Genomic DNA, 17877 nt, shown 5'->3' on the forward strand with positions numbered 1-17877 from the left:
ATTATTTATGCTACAGTTTGAGAAATTACAATATTCCAGGTTGCCGCAAAAAAAGCTTGCCAAAATATCTGGTGGTTTTAATCGGGGCGGTTATAACTTTGGTAAAAGTGTTCGACATGTTGTTGATGCAATTGGTTCAGTTGCAGGCATTCGTGGTATTTTGAAAAGTATTCGTTAATTTTCTTGGGGGAGATCAACAATTATGAAAAAATTTCTAGTTTTGCGTGACCGTGAATTAAATGCTATTTCAGGTGGCGTTTTCCATGCCTATAGCGCGCGTGGCGTTCGGAACAATTATAAAAGTGCTGTTGGGCCTGCCGATTGGGTCATTAGCGCTGTCCGAGGATTCATCCACGGATAGTTCAAGCCATCAAGTTTAAGCACTATAAGAAAGCACTCGATTTATGACTGGGCCTGCAGTGCTCAGCCTTTTTAGTTTATATGGGGGGAATTTTAACTATGCCATTAATAAAAGTAATAATCACAGCCATTTACTACCTAATAGTGCTCTTTTTAATGAATCCTTTGACTGATATTATGGGAATAAAAGACGGACCCTTTCAATTCATATTAACTGAATCTATTATATTAATCGCGGTAATCATTCTGAATAGGCGATATGTTAAACAACCTATCCACTGGCTACCCGTTAATATCATGTCAATATTAAGGAAGAATAGTCTGCCTTTGAGCCTAGCAATAATATTTCTACTTATTTTCTTTCGAAACCACATGTATCAATTTTTAATCTCATTATTACTTTCGTTGATTGTAGCGATAACTGAAGAATACGCTTTTCGTGGCATGATATTCAGAACGCTTTTAGCACTAAACCTTAAAAAATTTGCCACATTGCAGGCCACCATCGCTTCGATGATGACTGCTTCGCTTATTTTTGCGGCTATGCATTTGGTCAACCTTTTATCACAGCCCGTATGGTCAGTATTGTGTCAAGTTCTCTATGTTATTGGGTTAGGTATTTTACTTGCAGCAATCTATTTAAAAACCGGAAGCTTACTAGCTGCCATTAGTGTCCATTGGTTGATAGATTTTTCCAGTTTTTATTCTCAAGGTATTGATCCAACTCAATCACCCATTAACGGGCCAATGGAAGCTCTTCTAAAGGGGCTCTTTCTAAATATTTTATTCATTGGCATTGCTACGTTTATCCTATCCTCTAAGCATTGGAAGTTATTGAGTATCCTAAATATTGAAGATAAAATAGACGAGTAATCATCCATTCTGAATTCCTATAAATTATTGTTTGCAGCACTACAATTTCAATTATCTCTGAAGTTTTGGATTACGCTAAGAGCTAGTCATATCGCTAACTAAATTTCACGTCTTAACGCTATGCTAATATACTTTACGATCGAGTACTGTGCTTACTTTTTAGTCATTTTAATACTCATAAGATCACAACTCCAACTATCTTCAGCACCTATATTATATAATCAGTTTTCATATTCATAACAAAAGAGCCCTGTCAAATAACACTGACAGAAGCTCTAAATAATATTAAAAAACTAGTTATCTCTCAACAACTTATTCAATTCCCGCGACTTTCTAAACGAAGCCTTACACCTAATTTCACCGTCGAGCAACAACTCTTTTTCTTTATAGTCAAAACTTCGCAAATGATTTAAATTTACCAACGAGCTCTTATCGCATCGGAAAAATTGCGGATACTTTTCTTCGAGCGCATTTAAATTTCCTGGGAACTCAGCAACCTTATTAATAGCATGGAGCTGTACGCTGCCCGGTCGCAGTTTAGATGTACTCAACAAAATCACATCATCTAATGCGAGTGAAAAGTATCGCGTTCCTAACTTATAGTTAAAAACATCTTTGCGCTGGCTATTAGTCTTTTTTAATTCGTTCTGTACTACATTGATGTCCTTAATAATCCTTTGCGTAATTAGGTCAGCAGACTGATCTTTTAAAATATAATCCAACGGTGCAATCCGCCGTTCCAGAGTAACAAATGATAGCTCATCGTGTGTTGTAATGAAAACTATCTTGGCCAAAGGTATCGCTGCTCGAATTCGACTAGCTAATTCCAGTCCAGCCTGTTTGTCCTCACCGATTTCCATATCTAAAAAGAAAAGACCATCTTGCTGTTGATTCAAGTCTGCTAGAATTATTTTTTGGTCATCCGTTGCCGCTCTAAGCGCCATTGCAAACTCATTAATCATAATTGTATTATTGATGGTCTTACGATAATTATCTCTTTGCTCAGCATTATCCTCGTATAAATAAATTGGAAACAATCATTCTTCCTCCAAAATTGTCAAAGTTATAATAACTCGGTCATTTTTGCTGTCAACATCCAGGAAAAAATTCTTTTGTTTGTCTACCAATTGTTGCACATTTGATAGGCCAAAGCCACGCTGACTCCCCTTGGTGGACGCGCCTAATTCGAACATCTTATTCACATCAAGTTTCTTATTAGTTGAATTTCTCACTGAAATTTCTTTCGTTTCATGTAGCGAGTTAAATGCACAAGTTACCTGCTTATCTGGAGTAGACTTGGCCGCATCAATCGCATTATCCAATAAATTACCAACAATTCGAACAACATCTACCAAATTATGCTGAATTATGAATTCGCTCTGATCAAGTTCGAGACTCAGCTCAATCCCTTTAGTTTGGGCATCGAAAAATTTCTGTACAATTAATCCCCGTAATGTTTCATTACCAACGTGCTGAATTTTGGCTATTTTTCCACTATCTAACGACGTGTCGATAGCGCTCTGCGCAATTAATTCTTTAAAGTATGGTAGTTGTTCTGAAGAACTCCCGCTAGATATGGAATCTTGCAATGCCAACATAACATTCTTGTAATCATGCTTGAACCTTCTTAACTCAAGATATTGTTGTTCAACACTCTTCAAATATTCATTTAATTGTGTATTTTGTTTCGCCTGATAGCTAGCCTCTTGCTTTTTCATGTACGACCGAATAAAAAAAAACATCTGCCACAGCATCATAAGTAACATTACAATAAATGAAGTTATTAAAGTTAATTGAATGGTTGCCGTAATATTTTCGTTTAAGCTTATTAACATAATACTTTCAATAGCAACATAAAATATTAGAATCAACTCAAATAACGATTTACTTAAATTTAATTCCTTTATCTTCCGATTAACACTCACTATTTTATGACAGTACCGTCTATAGAAAAATAAAATAGCATAATTAATAATAATAACAAATATTACATATATTATTAACACCTCATGTGTGTAATACTGTACACCCATCAGGTTAGAGACATTATACAATCCTCTAACACTCATTCTTCCTAGAAACATTGCAATATTACCGATCAAAACTTGGATAATCACAACTAGTAGCAAAATTCCACTCTTATCATAATTCAAACTTTTTTTTTGAATAAATTGACTAGCAAAATTAATCAATACCATGATTAGCAGAATAAAATCTGCAACAAAAACACTCAATACTCCCCAAAAAAATGTTAAAACCAGTATTTTCAAAACACTTTTCCAATTAAATAAACCAGATAAAAAATAGTACCATAACAAAACTACTAGAACAGAGGTAAATCCCTGGTAAAAGGTATCAACAACGCCAAAATCCAGCATGTGGAACACCACCTAATTTATCTTTTTATTAAAGATTTAAAAAATTTTGTCAGTGTTTTGCGAGAAACATTATTTCCATACATTAATGAAACGCTCTGGAACTTCCCACCACTTACCTTTTGTAGTTGCTCAACATCTAAACTTTTACCTACTACTTTATCAAAAGACATACTATTTTTATTCATAATAATAACCCCTCCTTATCTGTAAACTTAACATGATTATCAATATTTTTGCAAAATCAAGTATTAACGTTAAATTATATAGTTTTAACGTTAATGTTCATTTATATTGTAATACATCTAAATCATATCCATCAATTAAACACTATTATTAAAAGTAAGTAAAACACATACATACTGCGATTGTATATATACGGATAAGCAAGTACTACAACCATGAAGGACACAATCCAAAAACCATTATGAATGCTTAATGTTATTTACCCGTTTTTAATCATTGATAAAATGATTTTCCTAATGGCTCCAATCGTCGGATACTCACTTTAAAAGCTACGTTAAGTCAGGTGAATAGTACGCTAATAAATTTAAAAATGCTTTTTTTAGAATTGTAGCGTATCTTAATAAATGTACTTAAATTTAGGAACGCATATCATGTAAATTAAATTAACTATATTTAAGTAAATTTGAGAAATTAACTGCTGATCCTAAAAAGAATATTTCTGGTGGCCGCCAGAGTCGTAAGAATGTCGTTGAATACGTGTTTGAATCGGTCGGTCGCACGCACTATAATTGATGTCTCGGGGGATTATAATAGATGATAGAAATTGATTTCAAAAGAAGATATTACCCGCTAGTATTAGTGCTCTTTGTGGCTGGTTATATGGGTGCGATTTTCCTTAATATTTATTTTGATTGGTTAGCAATGCTTACAGCTGGAATAATTAGTTTAGTAATGCTATATGGTTTTTCTAACTTAAAACTATTCTTTCAACCATTGCCCTCACCAAAGTGGCGTATAGTGATGAAGTATGTGCTTTTACTGTTTGTTCTGGAAGTCACTGCGATTGTGGTTATAGCTATTATTAATTCGCATGCTCTATTGTCATTTCACAATACAACATTGACAACTAGTTCAACTGGGCAAGATTATCCTTTAATTGAAAGAGTATGGATAGCCTTCACGCTACTAGTATCACTAGTTGGTGAGGAAGTCGGAATGGCCTCTATTTCACTTCCGTTGATTCGCTTATTATCACAAACCAAGCTCAAAAAATTTGCGTGGCCGATTATCAACGTATTAGGGTGCATCGTATTTGCGTGTTTGCACCTTCCACATTATCATTTCGACTGGATTTATCCCTTAATCGTCGGTATTACGCGTTATCCAATAACTGCTTCATGGCGATCTGCCAATACTTTACGGAGCGGCATCTATGTCCATTGGATCTCAGACGCCGTTTTAATTATTGGTACATTAATTTAAATATAAAAGGTAAGGCACACGTTAATGCTCAATAAAACAATAAACATCATTAAGAAATACCCAGTGAGAAGCTTGCTGGTAGTGCTTATTGTAGTTTTCGCAATCTATGTGATTAGTGATGGGGCTGCTGGGCGATAGCACATTATAAATACGAGTGAATTTGTATGCCTTTCTGTCAAACTGACAAATGAGATAATATGATTTTTCAGTTTTTGCTTAAACGGCTCCACTGTGGCAGTTACCACGGTGGAGCCGTTTTTCATAGTAATAATAATGAAGTAGCGCACTCTCGTAATACCGATTAGCGCGACAAATAGCGCTCTCAGCGCAATCATCGTCCTCACACGAGATCATACCGGCACCGACCAAATAATTACTATGACGATTGAACTCGTTTAGCTTCAAATCCAGTCTACAACCCCACAACTTAGTTAACACACCTCATGGCAACGATTGCCAGCCCTCATTGAACATTATATTTAAACCTACACCAACGAGGAATAATGCCCCAGAATTGTCAAATGAAGTGCAGTACTAAAGAATTGAAGATAAACTCTCATTAATGCTGCACTTAGGTTCATGTTATTTTTTATCGATGTTATTTTTAGCGAATGGATGAGTAGTTGGACTAAAAGAAATTACAGCTACTATAATTCCCAAATTTCCCAAAATGTTTTCTTCTAATAAATATGCAAGACAGAAAAATAAAAATGCTATATAGTACCATTTGTCATAGCTTTTAGGATATTTGGGTCTGGGCCTAGGTATAGCTAGCAATGCAAAGGCATATGCTAGCCATATCATGTCTTTATCTACCTGAAACATTAAAAGAACAAACAAAAGAGAAATTAAAAGCGCACAGCCTTTGAATAATGTATTTTTCTTCAGGTTAATCACCCACCTTAACAACTGTATTTAACCATAAAAAGGCTAGTAGCCATAACCTTTTTTCTTGCGTTTTTTAATTCCACTTGAGATTTGATCTGAATGGGACCATGCATCACCAGCAAGAAAGCCTAAACCGCCCACAATCCATTGCCAAATCCCACCGTTAACAGCGCCAAGTTCTTTTTCATTTAATGCTTTAAAATTACTGATGCTTTTTCTCATTTTTACCACTTCTTTCTAATGATGAGTCATAGTGTTTTTACGCTGACGTAGATTAAACGCTCGCCTTGATGAAATACGCCAATTCTCATATGTGTAACCAGCCCAAGTCCAAAACTTATTATTACTGCCACCGTTAACTTTAGAAAGCTCATTTTTTTGCAATGCCTGAAAATTATTAATATTTTTCATTTTAATCACCTTTTCCTATATTTATATTTCATCAATTTGATTTAAAAATCCGGATTCTTTAAAAATATTTAACGATAAAATCAGTTTACTTTTGTTGCTTATCAATTCAATATTAATTGCTTTCTATGCTCTTAATATAACACCCACCCGACCTATCGAACGATATTTTTACAAACGTCATATTTTTAGCTATTATCATACAATAATTCACCGATACCACGAAAATAGCCGTTTAGTCGACAACCACCACGACAATAAGTCAACATGCTAATGCAACACCCTCACTCCTCGTTCAAATCTTCCAGACTCAAAAAACGCCGTAGTCTCAAACTACGGCGTCCAAGCGGTTCTTAACTTCCGCCCAATCTATGTGGTTAATGTTCTTCTATGATGCTATGTGTTGCGGTCACCTGACCGGCACGATGAATGGCATTCTTTAAGACGAACGGGGCAATCATCGTCACCACAATGATGACCAAAATAATATCCGAATAGTAATCGTTTGATAGTAAGTGCGCTGAAAACCCAATTTGTGCCGTTATCAATGCCATTTCACCACGCGAGATCATACCGGCACCGACTAAGTAATTACTATGGCGACTGAACCCATTTAACTTCGCGCCCAGTCCACAACCCCACAACTTAGTTAACACACCGAGCACCGTCATGACCACGATGAACGGTAGCGATTGCCAGACCCCTTTGAACGTCATATTTAAACCCACACTGACGAAGAATAATGGAATAAACGTCGTGTAGCCCACTGGTTCAATACTAACGTCCACCACGTGTTGGTAATCAGTTTGTGCAATTGCGACTCCGGCGAAGAAAGCACCTATAGCACCACTCAAGCCCACTAGTTCTGCCAACCATGCCAACGCTAAACAAATAATAATCGCCATAATAGTTGGACTGGCAGCCATCAACAGATGATCACTCAAGCGCATCAGATACGGGGCAACCCACTTAATCACGATGAAGACCCCTATGAAGAAGCCAACCTGTTCCAAGAGCACGATACCGAGATTAGTCTGGGCAACGCCACTCTGACCACCCATCATTGCAATCATGATACTCAACAGAATCACCCCGATAATGTCGTCAGCGACCGCTGCCCCTAGAATCGTGGCTCCTTCCTTAGTATCCAACACTTTAAATTCCTTTAGTACCTCCACGGAAATCGAAACCGACGTGGCTGAAAAGATGACACCGATAAACAGTGATTCAAACCAGCTAAACTGAAAGAAGCGACTCGCAAGCCCCATAATAACGACTGGAAAGATCACTCCAATAATAGCCACGATAATGGCAGGGCGTAAATACTTACGTAAAAGTGCTAAGTTGCTTTCCAGTCCACCGATGAACATCAGTACCACGACCCCAATATCTGAGAACGTTTGAACTAAAGTCGTTAAATGGACCCAGTTAAGTAGTGCCGGCCCTAATATCACCCCGACCAGAATCTCACCAATCACGGCAGGAATCCCCGCACGGTGAGCAAAGTGCCCAGCGAGGGTTGTCGCCAAAATCAACAAACAAAGTATTCCCAAAAAATCCATGTGCTCACCCATCCATCAAAAGTCTTACCATCTATCATACACCTTTAGTCCTGGCTCATCTTGTAAGCATGGGCGTTCTGGAAGCGGCGCGCATAGTGCCAGCCCAAGCCGATCAGTAGACCGATAATGGCGGGAAGTGCCCAATCAAATCCTAGTTTAGCTAATGGTAAGTACCGTTGATCCCATGCAAGAATCGTTTGAACCCATCTTAACCGAGTAATCAGGGCTGGTGCAGCACCTAGACCATCAATGAACGCGGGAATCAAAGTTAACGCCGTCGTCCATCGATAAACGAGCGGATCACGATGAAATAGCGGTGAGGCAATCGCTAAGATAATCAGTGTAATCGCCAACGGATACAGGAACATCAGCATCGGCGTCGACCATGCAATAATTTGATCCAACCCAATATTAGCGATTAGAAATGAGGCCCCACAGGCCAAGCGGTTCCAAGCGCGATAACTGATTTTAGGAAATTTAGCGTGCAAGGCTTCCGCAAACGATGTCGCCAAACCCACTGCCGTTGTCAGACACGTCAAGGTCGCCATAATTGCTAAAACAATCGCACCCGGCGTGCCCATAAAAGCATTGGCAATCTGACCAAAGGCAATGCCACCATCCGCAGACAACTTAAATTGCGATAACGACGTCGCACCAATCCAGATCAGACCAAGATAAATGACTGCTTCTAAACTAATACTCAACAAACTAGACTTGGCGGCCGTCTTAGCAATCGCTCCGGCATCCCGTTGACCAAGGCCCCGAATCGTGGTGACAACTGCAATTCCGAACAACAAGGCGGCTAACGCATCCATCGTATTATACCCTTGCAAAAAGCCGTTCAAGAACGCGCCGTGTTGGTAGGCCGCGGTCGGTGTCGCATTCGTGGTCCCTAGCGGCCGGCTGAAGGCAATCCCAAAAATTAAGGCGAGCAAAATCAGAAAAGCTGGGTTTAACAATTTACCGATCGTATCGACGATCCGGGTGGGCCTACGAGCTGCCCAGTAAGTGATACTGAAGAAAATCAATGAGTAAGCTAATAAATACCACGGTGCCTGTGCCGAACTCACATGACTAGCAATACCAATTTGAAACGGCGTAGTGGCTGTCCGCGGCGTCGCGAACAAGGGGCCCAAAGTCGCACAAGTCAGTACCATAAAAATCGTCGCGTAGCGTTTGCCAATTGGCCGCGCTAGCTCATAAATCCCACTACTGTGCGTCACACTGATGGCGATAATTCCTAACAGTGGCAATAGTGTCCCTGTCAGCAAGAATCCCCAACCAGCTGTCAACCAATTGGCCCCCGCCAGCTGCCCTAAGTGAATTGGGAAAATCAAGTTGCCAGCCCCAAAAAACATCCCAAAGAGCATTGATCCAATAATGATGTAATGTTTGATTGTTAATTTTCGCGTTATTTGCATAGTCGTCTCTCCTCCGTTAAGCGTCGTTCTCATCAACCAGTTTGAACAATCACTAGTAAGAGCACTCGATACAAACCACCATCACTACTTGTTAAGCGCATTGTCTCCATCCTCTCAACTGCCATGGGACTAAAAAAGCGTCCTTACAAAATCATCAATTGATTTTGTAAGGACGCTAACGCGTGGTACCACCTTAATTCGTCACGAACCGCAGCTCGTCACCTTTGCGCGTACGGCCAATTACCAACACCGATGACGGGTTTCCCCAAACAGTAATGTTAACTGACGATACGTTGGCCCGTTAATGGGGGCACCCAGCTAACACTCCAGCTCGTCGCATTAGCAGTTCTCAGGCTACTTTCCAGCCAGGCTCACCACCGCTTCACACCATCCAGCGGCTCGCTTAAGATTACCCTGACTTTACTCTCCTGATCATCACGTTTAGTCTCATTTATTTTTAATATTTGCAATCATAAACTCATTGCGTAGTCTTGTCAACTGTTTCGCTAAAAATAATCATCCGAGTTAATCCGATAATGCCCACTGCCGAATCGCAGCTGCGACCCCGTTCGCATCATTAGTAGCCGTCACGTGATCAGCGTGTGCCTTAGCAATATCACTGCCATTGCCCATCGCGACAGCTGTTCCGGCGAAAGCAAACATTGGCAGATCATTCTGTTCGTCTCCCAGTGCCATCACTTCGTCCGGTTGTATTTCCAGAGCTGCCGCTAAATCCTGAACTGCCTGCCCCTTGTTGACACCAGTATGCATCAGTTCCAAGAAGTTAGTTGCCGCACGTACCACGTACAGGTCCCGACCAAAAGTCGTCTTAACTTGCGCTTCTACGGCATCGAGTTGCGGGCCTTCACCTACAAAGACCCCCTTGGCAATTTGAAAATCAGCTGGTAAATCGTCAGGGTCTCGAATCAACAGCCCAGCTTTGTTTTCCCACGCCTGTACAACTGTGACCCAGTTAACATCGCGGTCAGCTGTATAGATCGTACTGTCCGCATCGAGCACGTTAAAGGGCACGTGATGTTGTTTTCCAAACGCGGTTAATTGCCGATAGTGCGCATTATCCACTAAATGTTTGGCGACGATCCGGCCAGCAATGCTCTCGATTACAGCACCGTTATACGTAATCACGTACTGGTCATCACCAGCAAGGCCTAACGCATCTAAATAATGTTGCGCCCCAGCAAGTGGCCGGCCGGTACACAAAACCACCTTAATCCCTTGGTCGTGGGCTTCCTTAACTGCCGCAATCGTACTTGGTAATAATTGCCCCTTTGAATCCAGAAGCGTGTCATCAATATCAATCGCAATTAATTTAATTGTCATGGGTTTTCGTTCCTTTCAACTGCGAATACGGTTACAATTAAGTCATGCCACCGCTCATCGCGAACTATAATTCTAATATAGCATAGCGCGTCAGCCATCAAGGTTGATTTTTGAAAGGAAGCGGTGCGATTTTACAAAATCTTGAAGCGAGGTTTAGTGATGAAAATCTTACACGAGACGGTCCAGACAATTCCCCGCCTCCCCTTTAAATATTACGAACATGATCCATTGACTGATATCAACGTTGCCCCACACTGGCACCAAGGGATTGAGTTAAATTATCTCGTCAGCGGTACGACCTTAAAATTCGTCACCGATGGACAGACGAATGAATATCGGCCTGGTGACCTTTGGACTACTAATCGACGCGTGGTTCACAGCGCTAGTGGGCCCACCGAAGTTGACTGGGTAGAGTTCGGTATCATCATTGACGACGATTTCTTACAAACTCAAATTCCGGCAAGTGCGAACTGGCAATTGACATTGAACGGCGCGGCCTCATCGAAAACTCACCCACAAGCCTACGCCGATGTCCGCCAACAATTAGTCACGATTCACGACCTGTTGACAACCCCCACGACCGATCTGCTGAGATTACAAATTCTCAGCCACTTTTACCAGTTACTTGTCACTCTGGGTCAAACGTTTACCGTTCCTCTGACTGCAACAACGGTCAGCCCTAACTTGACGTTAACGGATACGGTCATGACTGCCATCAATCGACATTACGCTGAGCCCATCGATGGTAATACCCTTGCCGAGCAATTTCACGTTTCGTTGACCACTTTGAATCAGCAATTCAATGCAAACGTCCAACTATCCGTTAACCGATACTTACGACTGATCCGATTGATGAACGCCCGTCGCCTCCTGTTAGAGACCGACCATAAGATTGAATATATTGCCATGCAATGCGGCTTTCCAAATAGTAAGACGTTCAATCGGAATTTTAAATCTTGGAAGGGTATGACGCCTACCGACTACCGCCAAGCCTATGCCCGCTATCACCGAATTGATACTAGTTGCCTCTAAAAATGTCCCTTCGTGGTCTGAATTTCGTGGTAAGCTACGGCTATCAATTAAACGACGGGAGATTTTAACCATGATTAAATTAATGGCAACTGATATGGATGGCAGCTTTTTGCGTGACGACATGACTTACGACGAAGCTCAATTTGCACTGCTTTATCAACAATTACAACTACGGGGCGTGCGGTTCGTGATTGCAAGCGGCAATCAATATTTCCAACTCAAGTCCTTCTTCAAGGACTATCCTGAGATGATCTACCTTGCTGAAAATGGGGCTTATATCCGCGATGCCGACCACGTTTACGCACTTAACGCCTTTCAGCCAGACACAATCCAGACGATTCTGAATAAGATTCAAACCATCCCGGATTTAAAGCTACTGGTTTGCGGTGCCAAAAGTGCCTACACCCTAACGACCACTAATCCTGAGCACGTGGCACAAATGCGACATTATTATCATCACTTAGCCGTCGTTGAAAGTTACGACCAGCTTGATGATGACATTATGAAGTTCGCCATCACATGTCCACCAGAACGCACCACAGCGATTGTGACGCAACTACGCGAGTTACTGACGGGTGTCGCCGAACCAACCAGCAGTGGTCACGGCGACATCGACATTATCCAACCCGGCATGAATAAGGCGGCTGGCTTAGCGCAACTCGGACAGGTTCTCGGAATCGACCTCGCTGACATGGCTGCATTTGGCGATGGGGGCAATGACCTAGAAATGCTCCGGGAAGTCGGCTGCGGCGTTGCCATGGCGAATGCTCAACCAGCCGTGACAGCCGTAGCCAACGCCACGACAGGTACAAACCAAGAACAAGGCGTCTTACAGTGGATCAAAAACTGGTTGGAGGCGTAAGCCATGCAGCCACGGTTGACCACCACCATCAGTATTCTTAGCCTCTCCACTGTAACAGGCATCACTACCGTTATTACAGGAATCATTCCCCAGCTCAAACGGACCTTTCCCACCGTCCCGACTACGCTGATTGAATGGCTCGTCACCATCGCCAACTGTAGCGCATTGATTACTTTGTTACTCAACCCCCGATTAACAAGCCGGTGGGGATTACGGCCAATCGTGATTAGTGGACTCTTGATCAGCGCCATCATGGGACTGATTCCCGCTATCACGACTAACTTTACCGTAATCATGGTCAGTCGGCTCGGATTAGGATTAGGCGTCGGCCTCTTTTCACCGCATGCCATCAGTTTGTTGACCCACAGCTTTACCGGTGATTTACGGGCTCGACTGTTAGGTTACCAGACGGGCCTCTCAGCCCTAGGTAACGCGATATTGCTAGGATTAGCAGGCCTGCTGATCAGTCTCAGTTGGCACGCCGTCTTTTGGCTATACGGGCTACTGGTGATTGTTGCTGGGGGCGTGGCGTGGTTCGTACCGGAACCCACTGTTCCATCAACAACGACTAATCACGCACGCACTGAAAAGACACAACTACCACGGCACCAGTGGACGTTACTAGGACTTACCTTTATCACCTATCTACTCATCTGGGGCGTTCAATTAAAGCTGCCGAGTTACTTTAGCGCCCGTCATTTTGGTAACGCTGCCACTATCAACTTAACCTTAGCAGCCATGAACATCGGTGGCTTGCTGGCTGGTCTCACCTTTGGCTATCTATACCGCTATTTACACCGGTTCACCTTAACCTTAGGCTATGCCGGAGCAGCTATTTCAGTCTTAGTATTATGGTTGGCATCCAATGCAACTGTGGCTATTGGCGCTGCCGTGTTTTTCAACTTTATTTACTCGTACACCGGGCCATATTTGGTCTTCACTAGCAATACTGGCCTGGATACCATTCAAGTCAACGTCCTGAGTAGCTACCTGACGATTGCCACCATTATCAGCGCTTTCTTTGCGCCACTGGTCTGGAACAGTCTCGGCCAACTTGGGCCACAGACGCTCACCGCCAACGTTCTCATTTGGATTATGCTCATTTTAGGTGGCTTAGCCTTGATTACCGGCAGCCATCATCCACGAAAGGAAGTTTAATTAATGACCAATAATAACGATCGTCTTCATACTGGCGAACTCTACTTACCTAACGACCCTGAACTTGAAAAACGCCAATTTAGCTATCTCGATCAGCTCTATGATTTCAACCAAACTCGGCCCAGCGAACTAACCAAGCGCCAAATTCTACTTAGCAAGATGTTCGCAGAAATCGGCCCGAAGTGTTACATCGAACCACCGTTTCACAGTAACTTTGGTGGGCACCATGTCCACTTTGGCAAGGGAGTTTACGCCAATTTTAACCTAACACTGGTAGATGATACCCATATTTACGTTGGCGACTATACGATGTTCGGCCCCAACGTGACAATTGCAACCGCGGGCCATCCGATTTTGCCATCATTGCGCGAACAAGCTTATCAGTACAATATGCCAGTTCATATCGGCCGTAACTGTTGGTTCGGCGCAGGTGCCATCGTACTACCCGGTATTACGATTGGCGACAATGTCGTCGTTGGCGCTGGTAGCATCGTGACCAAAGACTTACCTGATAACGTCGTCGCCGTGGGGAATCCCGCCCATATCTTGCGACACATTAATGATCACGACCGTCTGTACTACTTTAAAGACCGCCAGATTGATCCTAGCTTGTTAAATTAGTGGTTTCAAAAAATCAGTCCATCGCATTCGCTGCCTTTATCACGGCAGAATACGACGGACTGATTTTTAATATGCGTCAAAATAATTAATTCTCGTTCATTTTTTGCCAACACCTTAGCAACGTTGATCGTTGGCAACGCCACAGTTGGGTATTCATTTGATAACTGCTATCCTCAACAACATAGCCTTAAGTTTAGAACAGCCATTACACCACCTAACTATTTATATTATATTCGAGTAACCCATCATTACTGATTGTTTTATGATACGAACGTCTGCTCAACCTGACTACCCGTAATTAAGATCACTATCTGAGCTGTAGCTCAAATAAAGTATTATTTTACAATATAAACTTCAAAAATCCTTGGCTTACCACCAACCATAAATTGAACGACATCCTTTTCCCAAAAGGGTAAAATATCATCCTCAAAGCTGTCCATTATTAACCTTTTTAATTTAGGATTTTTATTCATGAAAAAATCATATTTATTTATTATTACTGCAATTTTTTGATTGGGTATCCAGCTCAAGTCTGTCATCCAATCTGAATAGGCAGCAAAGCCTGCATAATCTGGCATTTTAAATTTTTTACCCATAAAATTCAGATATTGACGAAACGTGCGAACTTTTTTGCCTGGTACTATAACAACAAAATAATTTAAATCATTCAATCGTTCTTTCAACGACACAAGCTCAACTTTATCGACAAATGAAATTTTATTTTCCATTATTACCTCACTTAACTTTCCGAATCTAAAATTAAAGTGTAATACATAAAAGACTAACCCCCCAAAAACCATCGAGGCCTATTTCCCCTACCCATACTCACCTTGGAAACACGGATTAGGCGTAAATCCAAACCGGTAAATTCGCGATTTTATTTCCAAAAGATAATTTATGCGATTCTTAATTATTACTGAAATCCAATCCATTCAAGATGTTTTGAACCAATACGCATGGTAGACACTTACTTATCAGGTATCATAGATGGTTATTTTATTAACTGATCCACTATTTAACGTACGTGTTACACTTGTTTTGAGAACCCGGAGTAGAAAAATTAGTGGCTAATTTGATTATAAAAATCGCCTTTAATTTCTAACATTCAATGCGATATCTTCATTTTTATTTTCAGATAGCAGAATAAGGCTTCTACCAAATTGCTCAATCAATCCTAACTCACTATAAATATAAAATTTACATCTATGCTTTCTATCAGGATTATCGTCAATCTCCATATCAATCTCTATTTTTACACGCCCAGAATTATCGGCCGGTAAAAAGCTTAAAGAAAATGCTGGTGTAAAATTTCCTTCTTTTTCACCAAATTCCACATAAATTTCTTCTTTAGCGTCGAAAGAATATGCAATAATTTTCTCGCCAATTTCTTTTAAATCTGTATCTTGTACATAGCACAGTTGATGGATTGTTACAAATTTTGATTTCGCATTAATACTTAGTTCTAATAAATTATTATCTTCCCAATTTTTTGATATTTCTAAATTACTCATATTTTCTCCTCTCGTATTACTTATTCTCACATTGGATGAAACGATACGACGAAACCGTTGTCCCCATATGCGACTCGATATACTTTTCCATTAATGTTATAGTCCGCCTATGCTGTTTACATACCCCTTTAAAAATAACTTTCAGCAATATCAATGTCATGTGCCATTTCTAATTCTGGAAACTTTTTATCCAATTTCCTTAAACAATCAATAAACTTTTGACTTTTCAAATTGGCAGAAATATCCTCAAAAACTTCACTGATCCAATATAAGTCCGTCCGCATCACAATCTTCTAAATACTTTATTGTAATATCCTCATTAAGAGACAAAAGTTCAGTCACTTTGTTCCAACATTTTTCAATACCACAATCATCATCCACATTTAATTTTTTCCTTCAACCTGTCCAAACTTGCGGACTTATCCCAAGTGACCTGCGCAACGGTCTATTTTGCACATCTCTTACTCACCAAGAGAATATGGCACTAACGAGAATCGGAATCAGTTAATTTGACATTTTAGATAATAACTCTGTTATAACAAACTATAGATCAGATGCTTTTTCCTTGAATTTATTATATATTTTCATAAATTCTTTTTTTTGAGTTCTTTATAGATTTGTACGTATTTAGCATTTCATCTAAGTAGTTCCAGTATTCCCCGGGTGCGTCTGTTTTTGGAACAGGATTTTCTTCTGAGTCTCTTCTAGTTCCACTAAAATCTCCATCCGTTAAATGATCAGCAACATTATTATTTACACTTTTCTTTTGAGCAGGCGTCAACTCTTCTTCAATACTTTTTGGAGTTTTATCTCCACTCATTTTCTTGACCTCATATAAACATCATTAATACCCAACTAGATCCGTTAGAAATGATGCCCTTATTTTCATACCAGTAATCGTCTAAAAAGTCCAGAACGCGTAATTTCATCAACATTCTGGATCTTCAACCGACTTATTTTGTTTGCTTATTGAATCGTTGTCGTCTCCAAACAAACAACAGGACATAGATAACGGTAATCACCAAATTACCAACTAAACTAGTTATCAGTTCTCAAATGCCGTCACCAAGTACCCGCACAAAGACTAACCGGACGATAAAATACCAACATGTGTTGTTGCCTCCCTCATAACTCAACTTTTCTATAAAATAACCGATACTCGGCAATTAGCCCTTGTCGAATATCGGTTATTTTAATCTGACTAATTCATATTACTTATCGGCCCGGTGCTTCCCCCAAACAAATAAGCCATAGTAAATCAAACTGAATAACAAGCTACCGACTAATGACGATACTAGCCCATGTGTCGCAGTTTGTTTCATCACAGCTAAGATTGCTCGAACGGCAAAGTAAGCTACTGGAATAACAGTGCCAACAAAATTAGATTGATTCCTTTTTCCCAGTAAATAGCTCCAGACTCCTAAGCCCAGCGTAATAACCATTACTAATACACCAATAGTTACAATAATTAACAATGATACGCCCCTACTAATATTGATGTTTTTCCTTAAGATGACTTCACACCGATGATAGACTCATATTTCAATCTTCAGACGTTTGTTCAACCTAACTATTCGAAATTAAGATTTTTATCTAAGCTGAAGCTCAAATAAAGTATTATTTTACAATATAAACTTCAAAAATTCTTGGCTTACCACCAACCATAATCCTGACAACATCCTTTTCCCAAAAGGGTAAAACAACATCCGTAAAACTTTCAATTACTATTTCTTTTGCCCTGAGATCCTTATTCAAAAAAGATTCGTAATCATCTATGATTACACCAATCCTATGGTTAGGAATCCAACTCAAATCAGTCATCCAATCTGAATAAGCGTCAAAGCCCGCATAATCCGGCATTTTAAACTCTTTTCCCATAAAATTCAAATATTGTCGAGCGGTGTGAATTTTATCACCAGGAACTTCAACGACAAAATAGTCCAAAGCCTTCAAATCTTTTTTCAAAGATAAAAGTTTATTTTTATCGACATAGGAAATCGTATTTTTTTTCATTGT

Annotated in this window: 21 protein-coding genes, 1 pseudogene and 1 other annotated feature; of the genes and pseudogenes, 8 read left to right on the plus strand and 14 right to left on the minus strand. The window is 40.4% G+C overall.

All coding sequences use genetic code 11. The features are described 5' to 3' along the window. Window positions 1-7 precede the first annotated feature (7 nt). From plnE to ACWQAU_RS00485, 3 genes are all read left to right on the plus strand, one after another. Complete coding sequence (gene plnE, locus ACWQAU_RS00475) at window positions 8-178, plus strand: two-peptide bacteriocin plantaricin EF subunit PlnE (protein WP_003641985.1); 171 nt, start codon at window positions 8-10, stop codon at window positions 176-178. Between the two features lie 24 nt (window positions 179-202). Next, window positions 203-361 carry a two-peptide bacteriocin plantaricin EF subunit PlnF gene (gene plnF, locus ACWQAU_RS00480; protein WP_003643811.1) on the plus strand — a complete coding sequence of 53 codons (159 nt, stop codon included), beginning with the start codon at window positions 203-205 and terminating at the stop codon, window positions 359-361. Window positions 362-459: 98 nt separating this feature from the next. After that, complete coding sequence (locus ACWQAU_RS00485) at window positions 460-1233, plus strand: CPBP family intramembrane glutamic endopeptidase (RefSeq protein ID WP_027821503.1); 774 nt, start codon at window positions 460-462, stop codon at window positions 1231-1233. 293 nt (window positions 1234-1526) lie between these two features. On the opposite strand, the gene ACWQAU_RS00490 is transcribed toward ACWQAU_RS00485, so the two are convergent. Genes ACWQAU_RS00490 through ACWQAU_RS00500 form a run of 3 tightly spaced genes read right to left on the minus strand, consistent with a single transcriptional unit; the run spans window position 1527 to window position 3796 of the window. Further along, window positions 1527-2270, minus strand: a complete 744-nt coding sequence (locus ACWQAU_RS00490) for a response regulator transcription factor (RefSeq protein WP_015825122.1) — start codon at window positions 2268-2270, stop codon at window positions 1527-1529. Beyond that, window positions 2271-3611 carry a sensor histidine kinase gene (locus ACWQAU_RS00495; RefSeq protein ID WP_027821504.1) on the minus strand — a complete coding sequence of 447 codons (1341 nt, stop codon included), beginning with the start codon at window positions 3609-3611 and terminating at the stop codon, window positions 2271-2273. A 17-nt stretch (window positions 3612-3628) separates the two neighbouring features. After that, window positions 3629-3796 (minus strand): hypothetical protein, encoded by a 168-nt coding sequence (locus ACWQAU_RS00500; RefSeq protein ID WP_153302738.1) that lies wholly within the window; start codon window positions 3794-3796, stop codon window positions 3629-3631. 592 nt (window positions 3797-4388) lie between these two features. Between ACWQAU_RS00500 and ACWQAU_RS00505 the strand changes: the two genes are divergently transcribed. Then, on the plus strand, window positions 4389-5057 hold the full coding sequence (locus ACWQAU_RS00505; protein WP_027821505.1) for a hypothetical protein: 669 nt from the start codon (window positions 4389-4391) through the stop codon (window positions 5055-5057). Window positions 5058-5987: 930 nt separating this feature from the next. On the opposite strand, the gene ACWQAU_RS00510 is transcribed toward ACWQAU_RS00505, so the two are convergent. The 5 genes from ACWQAU_RS00510 to ACWQAU_RS00530 all read right to left on the minus strand — a co-directional run bounded on the left by ACWQAU_RS00510 (window position 5988) and on the right by ACWQAU_RS00530 (window position 10677). Next, window positions 5988-6167, minus strand: coding sequence for a class IIb bacteriocin, lactobin A/cerein 7B family (locus ACWQAU_RS00510; RefSeq protein WP_027821506.1), 180 nt, complete (start codon window positions 6165-6167; stop codon window positions 5988-5990). 15 nt (window positions 6168-6182) lie between these two features. Then, window positions 6183-6356, minus strand: coding sequence for a ComC/BlpC family leader-containing pheromone/bacteriocin (locus ACWQAU_RS00515; protein WP_088899882.1), 174 nt, complete (start codon window positions 6354-6356; stop codon window positions 6183-6185). Window positions 6357-6730: 374 nt separating this feature from the next. Continuing rightward, the gene (locus ACWQAU_RS00520) at window positions 6731-7915 is read right to left on the minus strand and encodes a cation:proton antiporter (RefSeq protein WP_011100995.1); all 1185 of its coding nucleotides are present in this window, start codon (window positions 7913-7915) and stop codon (window positions 6731-6733) included. Window positions 7916-7959: 44 nt separating this feature from the next. Next, entirely contained in the window at window positions 7960-9336 is a 1377-nt protein-coding gene (gene brnQ / locus ACWQAU_RS00525; RefSeq protein ID WP_027821507.1) for a branched-chain amino acid transport system II carrier protein, read from the minus strand. 165 nt (window positions 9337-9501) lie between these two features. After that, window positions 9502-9781, minus strand: a binding site (T-box leader). An 80-nt stretch (window positions 9782-9861) separates the two neighbouring features. After that, the gene (locus tag ACWQAU_RS00530) at window positions 9862-10677 is read right to left on the minus strand and encodes a Cof-type HAD-IIB family hydrolase (RefSeq protein WP_003641966.1); all 816 of its coding nucleotides are present in this window, start codon (window positions 10675-10677) and stop codon (window positions 9862-9864) included. 159 nt (window positions 10678-10836) lie between these two features. On the opposite strand from ACWQAU_RS00530, the gene ACWQAU_RS00535 reads away from it, so the two are divergent. From ACWQAU_RS00535 to ACWQAU_RS00550, 4 genes are all read left to right on the plus strand, one after another. Then, on the plus strand, window positions 10837-11709 hold the full coding sequence (locus ACWQAU_RS00535) for an AraC family transcriptional regulator (RefSeq protein WP_003643797.1): 873 nt from the start codon (window positions 10837-10839) through the stop codon (window positions 11707-11709). A 70-nt stretch (window positions 11710-11779) separates the two neighbouring features. Then, complete coding sequence (locus tag ACWQAU_RS00540; protein ID WP_003643796.1) at window positions 11780-12571, plus strand: Cof-type HAD-IIB family hydrolase; 792 nt, start codon at window positions 11780-11782, stop codon at window positions 12569-12571. 3 nt (window positions 12572-12574) lie between these two features. Continuing rightward, window positions 12575-13729: an MFS transporter gene (locus ACWQAU_RS00545; protein WP_003641963.1), complete on the plus strand. Its 1155-nt coding sequence runs from the start codon at window positions 12575-12577 to the stop codon at window positions 13727-13729. Window positions 13730-13732: 3 nt separating this feature from the next. Continuing rightward, entirely contained in the window at window positions 13733-14350 is a 618-nt protein-coding gene (locus tag ACWQAU_RS00550; RefSeq protein ID WP_027821508.1) for a sugar O-acetyltransferase, read from the plus strand. Between the two features lie 335 nt (window positions 14351-14685). Here ACWQAU_RS00550 and ACWQAU_RS00555 read toward each other — a convergent pair whose 3' ends face one another. The 6 genes and pseudogenes from ACWQAU_RS00555 to ACWQAU_RS00580 form a co-directional block, all read right to left on the minus strand. Then, on the minus strand, window positions 14686-15078 hold the full coding sequence (locus tag ACWQAU_RS00555; protein ID WP_228403034.1) for a barstar family protein: 393 nt from the start codon (window positions 15076-15078) through the stop codon (window positions 14686-14688). A 363-nt stretch (window positions 15079-15441) separates the two neighbouring features. Then, on the minus strand, window positions 15442-15861 hold the full coding sequence (locus ACWQAU_RS00560; RefSeq protein ID WP_003643792.1) for a hypothetical protein: 420 nt from the start codon (window positions 15859-15861) through the stop codon (window positions 15442-15444). 574 nt (window positions 15862-16435) lie between these two features. Beyond that, on the minus strand, window positions 16436-16681 hold the full coding sequence (locus ACWQAU_RS00565) for a polymorphic toxin type 28 domain-containing protein (protein ID WP_027821510.1): 246 nt from the start codon (window positions 16679-16681) through the stop codon (window positions 16436-16438). 133 nt (window positions 16682-16814) lie between these two features. Next, window positions 16815-17018, minus strand: a pseudogene (locus tag ACWQAU_RS00570) (hypothetical protein). A 54-nt stretch (window positions 17019-17072) separates the two neighbouring features. Continuing rightward, window positions 17073-17303, minus strand: coding sequence for a hypothetical protein (locus ACWQAU_RS00575; RefSeq protein ID WP_033608070.1), 231 nt, complete (start codon window positions 17301-17303; stop codon window positions 17073-17075). A gap of 175 nt (window positions 17304-17478) precedes the next feature. Continuing rightward, complete coding sequence (locus ACWQAU_RS00580) at window positions 17479-17874, minus strand: barstar family protein (RefSeq protein ID WP_027821512.1); 396 nt, start codon at window positions 17872-17874, stop codon at window positions 17479-17481. Window positions 17875-17877 lie beyond the last annotated feature (3 nt).

The organism is Lactiplantibacillus sp. 3062 (genome assembly GCF_055413545.1).

Bases quoted from the DNA above. Each gene is read 5' to 3' on its own strand.
- plnE (WP_003641985.1), top strand. From the start codon at position 8: ATGCTACAGTTTGAGAAATTACAATATTCCAGGTTGCCGCAAAAAAAG.
- plnF (WP_003643811.1), top strand. From the start codon at position 203: ATGAAAAAATTTCTAGTTTTGCGTGACCGTGAATTAAATGCTATTTCA.
- ACWQAU_RS00485 (WP_027821503.1), top strand. From the start codon at position 460: ATGCCATTAATAAAAGTAATAATCACAGCCATTTACTACCTAATAGTG.
- ACWQAU_RS00495 (WP_027821504.1), bottom strand. From the start codon at position 3,611: ATGCTGGATTTTGGCGTTGTTGATACCTTTTACCAGGGATTTACCTCT.
- ACWQAU_RS00500 (WP_153302738.1), bottom strand. From the start codon at position 3,796: ATGAATAAAAATAGTATGTCTTTTGATAAAGTAGTAGGTAAAAGTTTA.
- ACWQAU_RS00505 (WP_027821505.1), top strand. From the start codon at position 4,389: ATGATAGAAATTGATTTCAAAAGAAGATATTACCCGCTAGTATTAGTG.
- ACWQAU_RS00510 (WP_027821506.1), bottom strand. From the start codon at position 6,167: ATGAGAAAAAGCATCAGTAATTTTAAAGCATTAAATGAAAAAGAACTT.
- ACWQAU_RS00515 (WP_088899882.1), bottom strand. From the start codon at position 6,356: ATGAAAAATATTAATAATTTTCAGGCATTGCAAAAAAATGAGCTTTCT.
- ACWQAU_RS00520 (WP_011100995.1), bottom strand. From the start codon at position 7,915: ATGGATTTTTTGGGAATACTTTGTTTGTTGATTTTGGCGACAACCCTC.
- brnQ (WP_027821507.1), bottom strand. From the start codon at position 9,336: ATGCAAATAACGCGAAAATTAACAATCAAACATTACATCATTATTGGA.
- ACWQAU_RS00530 (WP_003641966.1), bottom strand. From the start codon at position 10,677: ATGACAATTAAATTAATTGCGATTGATATTGATGACACGCTTCTGGAT.
- ACWQAU_RS00535 (WP_003643797.1), top strand. From the start codon at position 10,837: ATGAAAATCTTACACGAGACGGTCCAGACAATTCCCCGCCTCCCCTTT.
- ACWQAU_RS00540 (WP_003643796.1), top strand. From the start codon at position 11,780: ATGATTAAATTAATGGCAACTGATATGGATGGCAGCTTTTTGCGTGAC.
- ACWQAU_RS00545 (WP_003641963.1), top strand. From the start codon at position 12,575: ATGCAGCCACGGTTGACCACCACCATCAGTATTCTTAGCCTCTCCACT.
- ACWQAU_RS00550 (WP_027821508.1), top strand. From the start codon at position 13,733: ATGACCAATAATAACGATCGTCTTCATACTGGCGAACTCTACTTACCT.
- ACWQAU_RS00555 (WP_228403034.1), bottom strand. From the start codon at position 15,078: ATGGAAAATAAAATTTCATTTGTCGATAAAGTTGAGCTTGTGTCGTTG.
- ACWQAU_RS00560 (WP_003643792.1), bottom strand. From the start codon at position 15,861: ATGAGTAATTTAGAAATATCAAAAAATTGGGAAGATAATAATTTATTA.
- ACWQAU_RS00565 (WP_027821510.1), bottom strand. From the start codon at position 16,681: ATGAGTGGAGATAAAACTCCAAAAAGTATTGAAGAAGAGTTGACGCCT.
- ACWQAU_RS00575 (WP_033608070.1), bottom strand. From the start codon at position 17,303: ATGGTTATTACGCTGGGCTTAGGAGTCTGGAGCTATTTACTGGGAAAA.
- ACWQAU_RS00580 (WP_027821512.1), bottom strand. From the start codon at position 17,874: ATGAAAAAAAATACGATTTCCTATGTCGATAAAAATAAACTTTTATCT.